The 6,260-nt window shown below is 42.0% G+C and carries 8 protein-coding genes, 1 tRNA gene and 1 pseudogene; 6 read left to right on the top strand and 4 right to left on the bottom strand.

Translation table 11 applies throughout. From position 1 onward, the window contains the following. Positions 1-376 precede the first annotated feature (376 nt). Both floA and PGRAN_RS07640 read right to left on the bottom strand, forming a co-directional pair. Positions 377-1,312 carry a flotillin-like protein FloA gene (gene floA, locus PGRAN_RS07645; RefSeq protein ID WP_036066241.1) on the bottom strand — a complete coding sequence of 312 codons (936 nt, stop codon included), beginning with the start codon at positions 1,310-1,312 and terminating at the stop codon, positions 377-379. Beyond that, positions 1,309-1,614, bottom strand: coding sequence for an NfeD family protein (locus tag PGRAN_RS07640; protein ID WP_036066240.1), 306 nt, complete (start codon positions 1,612-1,614; stop codon positions 1,309-1,311). Before PGRAN_RS07640 ends, floA begins: the two co-directional genes overlap by 4 nt. Positions 1,615-1,781: 167 nt before the next feature. Between PGRAN_RS07640 and PGRAN_RS07635 the strand changes: the two genes are divergently transcribed. After that, a complete protein-coding gene (locus PGRAN_RS07635; RefSeq protein ID WP_036066237.1) occupies positions 1,782-2,114 on the top strand; it encodes a MerR family transcriptional regulator in 333 nt (110 codons plus the stop codon). Positions 2,115-2,117: 3 nt separating this feature from the next. Continuing rightward, positions 2,118-2,576 (top strand): SRPBCC family protein, encoded by a 459-nt coding sequence (locus PGRAN_RS07630; RefSeq protein WP_036066236.1) that lies wholly within the window; start codon positions 2,118-2,120, stop codon positions 2,574-2,576. A gap of 93 nt (positions 2,577-2,669) precedes the next feature. On the opposite strand, the gene PGRAN_RS07625 is transcribed toward PGRAN_RS07630, so the two are convergent. Continuing rightward, the gene (locus PGRAN_RS07625) at positions 2,670-3,296 is read right to left on the bottom strand and encodes an FMN-dependent NADH-azoreductase (protein WP_036066235.1); all 627 of its coding nucleotides are present in this window, start codon (positions 3,294-3,296) and stop codon (positions 2,670-2,672) included. Between the two features lie 173 nt (positions 3,297-3,469). On the opposite strand from PGRAN_RS07625, the gene PGRAN_RS07620 reads away from it, so the two are divergent. The 4 genes from PGRAN_RS07620 (at position 3,470) to PGRAN_RS07605 (ending at position 5,600) form a co-directional block, all read left to right on the top strand. Beyond that, the gene (locus PGRAN_RS07620; protein WP_036066234.1) at positions 3,470-4,633 is read left to right on the top strand and encodes a GNAT family N-acetyltransferase; all 1,164 of its coding nucleotides are present in this window, start codon (positions 3,470-3,472) and stop codon (positions 4,631-4,633) included. Between the two features lie 107 nt (positions 4,634-4,740). Further along, positions 4,741-4,830: transfer RNA gene (locus tag PGRAN_RS07615), tRNA-Ser, on the top strand. Between the two features lie 247 nt (positions 4,831-5,077). Beyond that, on the top strand, positions 5,078-5,305 hold the full coding sequence (locus PGRAN_RS16775; RefSeq protein ID WP_159101122.1) for a polymorphic toxin type 35 domain-containing protein: 228 nt from the start codon (positions 5,078-5,080) through the stop codon (positions 5,303-5,305). Next, entirely contained in the window at positions 5,292-5,600 is a 309-nt protein-coding gene (locus tag PGRAN_RS07605) for a hypothetical protein (protein WP_051998490.1), read from the top strand. Before PGRAN_RS16775 ends, PGRAN_RS07605 begins: the two co-directional genes overlap by 14 nt. A gap of 63 nt (positions 5,601-5,663) precedes the next feature. On the opposite strand, the pseudogene PGRAN_RS07600 reads toward PGRAN_RS07605, so the two are convergent. Next, positions 5,664-6,212 (bottom strand): annotated as a pseudogene (locus PGRAN_RS07600) (DUF4240 domain-containing protein); the annotation flags it as partial. Between the last annotated feature and the right edge of the window lie 48 nt (positions 6,213-6,260).

Here is a 6,260-nt window from a genome sequence, read left to right as displayed (position 1 = left end):
TTCGCTATAGCCTCTCTCATTGTTGAGGCTGTTCGAATGAAAATGAGTTACAGCATCAATATGGATATGAACGAAGAGAATATCCCAACATCTAAATAACGACGATGCTTGCCAAACTTATTTATCTTCTTTCGCTATAGCCTCTCTCATTGTTGAGGCTGTTCGAATGAAAATGAGTTACAGCATCAATATGGATATGAACGAAGAGAATATCCCAACACCTAAATAACGACGATGCCTGCCAAACTTATTTATCTTCTTTCGCTATAGCCTCTCTCATTGTTGAGGCTGTTCGAATGAAAATGAGTTACAGCATCAATATGGATATGAACGAAGAGAATATCCCCACATCTAATAACGACGATGCCTGCTAAACTTATTTATCTTCTTTCGCTATAGCCTCTCTCATCGTCGTATCCGCCTGAACATTATCCATCCTGTAAATATCCATTGCGCCAAGGTTTCCTTTTTCAAGTGCTTTTGCAAGGGCTCTTGGGACTTCGGCTTCGGCTGCAACTACGACAGCACGGTTTTCTTGCTCTAGCGCAATCGCTTCGGCTTTACGTTTTGACGCGGCAGCTTGTGCTACTTCCATATCGGCATTGGCTTTTTCGATATCAAGTTTTGCTTTGATATTGTCACCGATACGCATTTCAGCAATATCAATAGAAAGAATCGTGTAAGCAGTGCCATCGCCCAGACCTTGTTCTTGTACTTTTTTCGAGATGCTGTTTGGGTTTTCGAGTACATCGGTATGTTCACGGGTTTCACCGACTGTGGAGACTACGGCTTCACCGACACGCGCGATAACGGTATCTTCACCAGCACCACCGACGATACGGTCAATATTTGACTGCACGGTAATTTGCGTGATAACTTTAACCTCGACACCATTTTGAGCAACACCGGTAAATTCAGGTGTGCGGATAACTTTTGGTGTAACGGAAGTTTGAACGGCTTCTAAAACGTCACGTCCTGCAAGGTCAATTGCTGCGGCACGGCTAAAATCAAGTTGAATGTTAGCACGGTGCGCGGCAATCAAAGCATCGACGGTTTTATCAACGTCACCACCAGCTAAGTAATGGCTTTCCAGTTGATTTACTTCTAAATCAAGCCCTGCTTTTACGGCTTTAATCAGTGGTTTGACAACGCGGGAAGGAGTTACTCGGCGTAAACGCATACCGATCAATGTTCCTAGTCCGACACGAACCTGCGCGGAAATGGCGCTGATCCATAAGCCCACCGGTACAAGTGTGAAAAATATAATCAAAAATACGATTACTAAAACTGCAATAATAATTGGTCCAATCATGAATTATCTTCCTCTCTTTTTAGGTCTTCATTTACTAAAACATAGCCAATATCAATGCCGACAACAACGATAGGAGTACCTATGTCTAAATAACCATCTTTGAGCCTAGCGTCGTACCACTCGTCATCAATGATTACTCTGCCAATCGGTTTCAAAGTTGTTCCGGCTGTTCCTCGTTTACCCATCACCTTATCTCGTAGCGCTTTCATTCGTTCGATCTCGCTATCCGCCAAAAAGCCACGGTGTACAAGTCCCCAAGATTCACCGTATACAAGATCATCTTCCGTATATTCTCGCGACATTATGCTTCACCATCCTTACGATATAGATTGCCTACTACTAGTATAACCTATTTTGACATGGGAGTGGTGGGGAATGTGGAAATCGTATGAAATTTTTTTCACGAAAGAATATAATTGACACTGTGGTGCGCTACATGGTTTATAATTAGTGATGAGGAGGAGAAATCATGTACCGAATTGGTGAGTTTGCTGAGATGACAGGATTGACAAAGGAAACTTTGCGGTATTATGCGCAGATGGAGTTGCTCGTACCGGTATTTGTGAATCCTAAAAATAAGTATAGTTATTATGATAACCATTCGTTCTTGACGGCAAGACTACTTGTTTATTTGCGGCGATTTGATTTTTCTATCCAGGAAATGCTGACGGTGATACATGATCGATCGCTTTTCGAGCTAGAGGAAATTTTAAAGGAGAAGAAAGTGGCTTTGCGTCAGCGGATTGTGGAAACGGAAGCAATTGTTACGGAGATTGACGAATTTTTAGAAATGGGGGATTGAAGGATGCAGACTTGGAATGAGGAAATGGTGATCGAGGCGAATATTGAGGTGATCTGGAATTTGTTTCAGCTCGAAAATATGCCGCGGATTATGCCTCAAATTATTGAGAATGAAGTGATTGAAAAAAAGGAAGGCGTTGTGGGTTCAAAATATCGACAAAAATATCAGGAAGGTAAGCGTGTGGAGACGTATATCGTGGAGGATTTAGCACACGAGGATACGCCGAACCGGAAGCATAATACGAGTGGATTTGTGCTCGCAAAGGCATTCAAGATCGAGACGTCTTTTACGCTTGAAAAAATCGATGAGAATTCGACACGATTCTTTTACAGTGGTTCGAATCAAGGAGTTAATTTTCTTGGTAAAGCATTGATGAAGCTCGGTAGCTCGAAGAATAATGATAAGGTTGTGGTTGATTTTATGAAACGAGTGGAGACTGAGGCTTTGAAGGATAGTAAGTAAAAAAAATAAGGATCGCTACTTTTTGAGGAGTGGCGATTCTTATTTTTTATACTGATTTCTATGAGGAATAAGGGGCGTGTTCAGCACTTCTAGTTAAAATTTATTCGCCAATACTGCTGCTTTTTCAAGACCAGCTGTAATTAGGTCTTGTGCTTGGTCTGGTGTTGCGTTATGACCTTCTACGACTACGGTTTGTGGGTTTTTGATGCCGAGATGCGCCAAGACATTTTTTACATAGTTTAATGACATTTCCCAGCTTTCCATTGGGCCGTCTGAGTATACGCCGCCACGTGCGTTTAGTAATACGACTTCTTTGTCTGTTACTAGACCTACTGGGCCTTGTGCTGTGTATTTGAATGTTTTACCTGCTTGATTTAAGTAGAATAAGTATGTTAGGAATTGGGCTGGGATGCTGAAATTCCATAATGGGAATGCCATCACAACTTTGTCTGCTGCTAGGAACTGTTCTAGGTAGCTATTGGCTACTTTTGCTAAGCGTGCTTCGTCTTCTGTTAATGTTTCACCCGTTGATTCTTTGAAAAGCCCGCTCATCATCGTTGCGTCATAATAAGGAAGGTCTACTTGGAACAAATCAAGTTCTGTGATTGTGTCCCCTGCATTGCTCGCTTTATAGTTCTTCAAGAATTCTTCGTATAATTTCACACTTACGGAACGCTCCGCTGGTAAACCGTTTGCTTTTATAAATAATACATTTGCCATTTTATAAATTCCTCCAATATGTTTTGATTACTTTCACAGTGTATCTTATTGCACTTTACACTTCAAGTAATATGCTTACAAAAAATTAGTTTGTTTCTAAAAGTAAGTAAAAGTGTTTTCATGAACAATTAGGCGCATTTTATGCTAAAATAAAGGAGAAATGGGGTGTTGGTATGGAATTACGGGAAATTAAGGATTCGGAGATTGGGAAAGTGAAGGAATTGCGCGATTATGCATTTCGACTCCCCGCATCTGGTGGTGAAGCTGATTTTAATTATTGGGCAGAAAATGCGAGGCGCCTAGGTTTGTTTTATGGCGAACATTTACTGGCACAGGTTTTGACATATCCGCTCAGCGTGTCGATTTTGGGTGAGCGTTTTTCGATGGGCGGCATTGCGTATGTTGCGAGTTATCCAGAGTATCGAAACGGTGGTTTGATTCGCCGGTTAATGGAGGAGTCACTTGTGAAAATGCGCGAGGCTGGGCAACTGGTTTCCTATTTGAGCCCGTTTTCGATTCCGTTTTATCGGAAATTTGGATACGAGATTTTTACGGAAAAAGTGGAACTGACGATTCCGGCGCATGCGTTGCCTGATATGGGGACTGTACCAGGGCGTGTCATGCGGTTCACGAGTGAGGATGGTACAGGGATTTCGGTCGTTCGCGAATTGTATAATCGTTTCGCTTTGACGAAGAAAAGTGGCATGATGATGCGCGACGATGCGTGGTGGTTGCGGCTGGCTCGTCGTGGATACACGAAGGAAATCGCAGTTTATTGTGACATGAACGGTATTGCGACGGGATACATGCTGTTTGGGCTTGATCACGAGGTTTTTAAAATTCATGAAATGATTGCGCTAGATTACGAAGCTGAAAAAGGTCTGTGGCGCTTTATCGGGTCGCATGGCATGATGGTGGACCGCGTTGTTGCGAAAAATATAGGCTCTTTGCGTGACATTGCGCTAGCTTTCCCATCTCCAGACTTCGAAAAGCGTGAAATTTTGGATTTTATGGTTCGGATTGTGGACGTCGAGCCGTTTCTTGAGAAATACCGATTTGATCGTTCTGACACAACGCTATATCTACAAGTCGAGGACGAGACGGCACCTTGGAATGAAGGACTTTTTGAAATTCGGGGTAGTTTTGTGAAACGCATAGATAAGACAGAAGGCGGGATTTTGACGATTTCGATTCAAGGGTTGAGCCAGATGTTGATGGGATTTGTGCGACCGCGCGACCTCGTGTATTACGGAAAAGCAACGGCAAGTGACATAACTATCGCAGCCTGGGAAAAAGTTATACCCCACGTACGAAGCGATTTTTATGATGGGTTTTAAAGGAATGGAGAAAACACTGGATTTTTACCGAAAAATGCATTAGAATGGAACTTGTGATTGTTCAGGATGCGACGTTTGATGCACTATTGGACGAACATCTGCAATCTGGGGAAATACCCAAGTCCGGCTGAAGGGGACAGACTCGAAATCTGTTAGGCGGTTCCGGCCGCGCCGGGGTTCGAATCCCCGTTTCTCCGTTTTTAGGAAATGAAGGAAGAAGAGAAGATGCTGTAAATCGTTGATATGATGCGATTTATGGTGTTTTTTTATACCATGGCGATTATTTTAAACTGGAAGCAAAGAAAGCGTTCTCCGAGGGCCTTTTTTTTTGGATATGTTCTCAATTCATCTACATACCTATTTCAACTTATTCGGTATACTAGGAAAGTATGGTTGGCGATATTTGTCAGTTATATAACGAGGAAGGATGGAGGTAATTATATCTTGAAAAGTGGTGAATCTGAGGAGATGCTAGCTGATAAAGCCGCAAATATGGTTGTAAGGCAAGAGGTGGCGAATCTTACAAATCAAAGAATTAGTCATATACTTGCACCTAAACATGATTGGAATAGAGTTGTGCCCGTTCCTGTAAATTGGGGCGAGGTGAGTGTACTCATGTCTGAGGTGCTAGATGAGGGCACGGAGGGACCTTATAGTCGTGTGTTTTTTTAAAATTTTAGTCGTTGCGGGACAGACGGTCAATGAGGATCAGGATCTACACATGTTAGCCTCGGAGATACTCAGTACGGCGCTTTCATTCCACCCAGATGCATATCGGTTAGCCTTTGAACATGCGAAAAGTGCTCCGGCGCTGGATCCTTTGAATATCGAATATAAGGAATATATGTTATTGTTTCACCGTATACCCGATAAACTATTGGCGTATAAAGCAGCGAGTACATTTGCGAAGGATGTATTGGAGCAGAAACCAGATAGCTCGGTAGCATCATCTTTCTTTAAGGATTAGCTATACAAAAACACCCCTAAAATTAGAAATATTATCTAGTTTTAGGGGTGTTTTTGTGTATTTTTATTCGGGCTTAATCCCCGCTATTTTAGGGAATATACTTTCTAAATCATCGTCTTCATCCCATTCAAGAGCTTCTGGTAAGATAATATCTGCATGAATCGCGGATTTTTCATCGGTTGTTAAAGCTAGCTGATCACAAGCCTGAAAGAAAACCTCTTCATCATCTTCTCCGATTTTTTCCAAATAAACGTCGCTACTAATGTACATGATCTCTTCAAATTCAGCAAGAAAATCATCATCAATGCCATCTTGCAGCAACTCACCGAGCAGATCCGGATCCTCTAATATCGCTAAAAATCCGGCTTTCCCAAGCGAGATAAGCCATGCTCGAAAATAGTCGAAACCGTCATCACTAGCGCCATCATTTAGCAGATAAGCAGCGGCCCAGAGTCTATCTACTTTTGAAACTTCAAGGTATTCATCCAAAATAAGTTGCCATTTCACGATATCATCAGGCTTTAGTTTAGAGAGTAGTTTTTCTAAGACTTCTGCTCGTTCGTCTATATCTGCGCCACCTCGTACGATTGTTTTTTTAATGATCTTCCAAAATTTTTTTTTTGTTCATTTTTTTCGGGCTCCTCTTTAATATTAGTAATT

The organism is Listeria grandensis FSL F6-0971 (assembly GCF_000525835.1).
In the GTDB taxonomy this organism is placed as follows: domain Bacteria; phylum Bacillota; class Bacilli; order Lactobacillales; family Listeriaceae; genus Listeria_A; species Listeria_A grandensis.
This window is presented reverse-complemented; position numbering and strand designations above follow the sequence as displayed.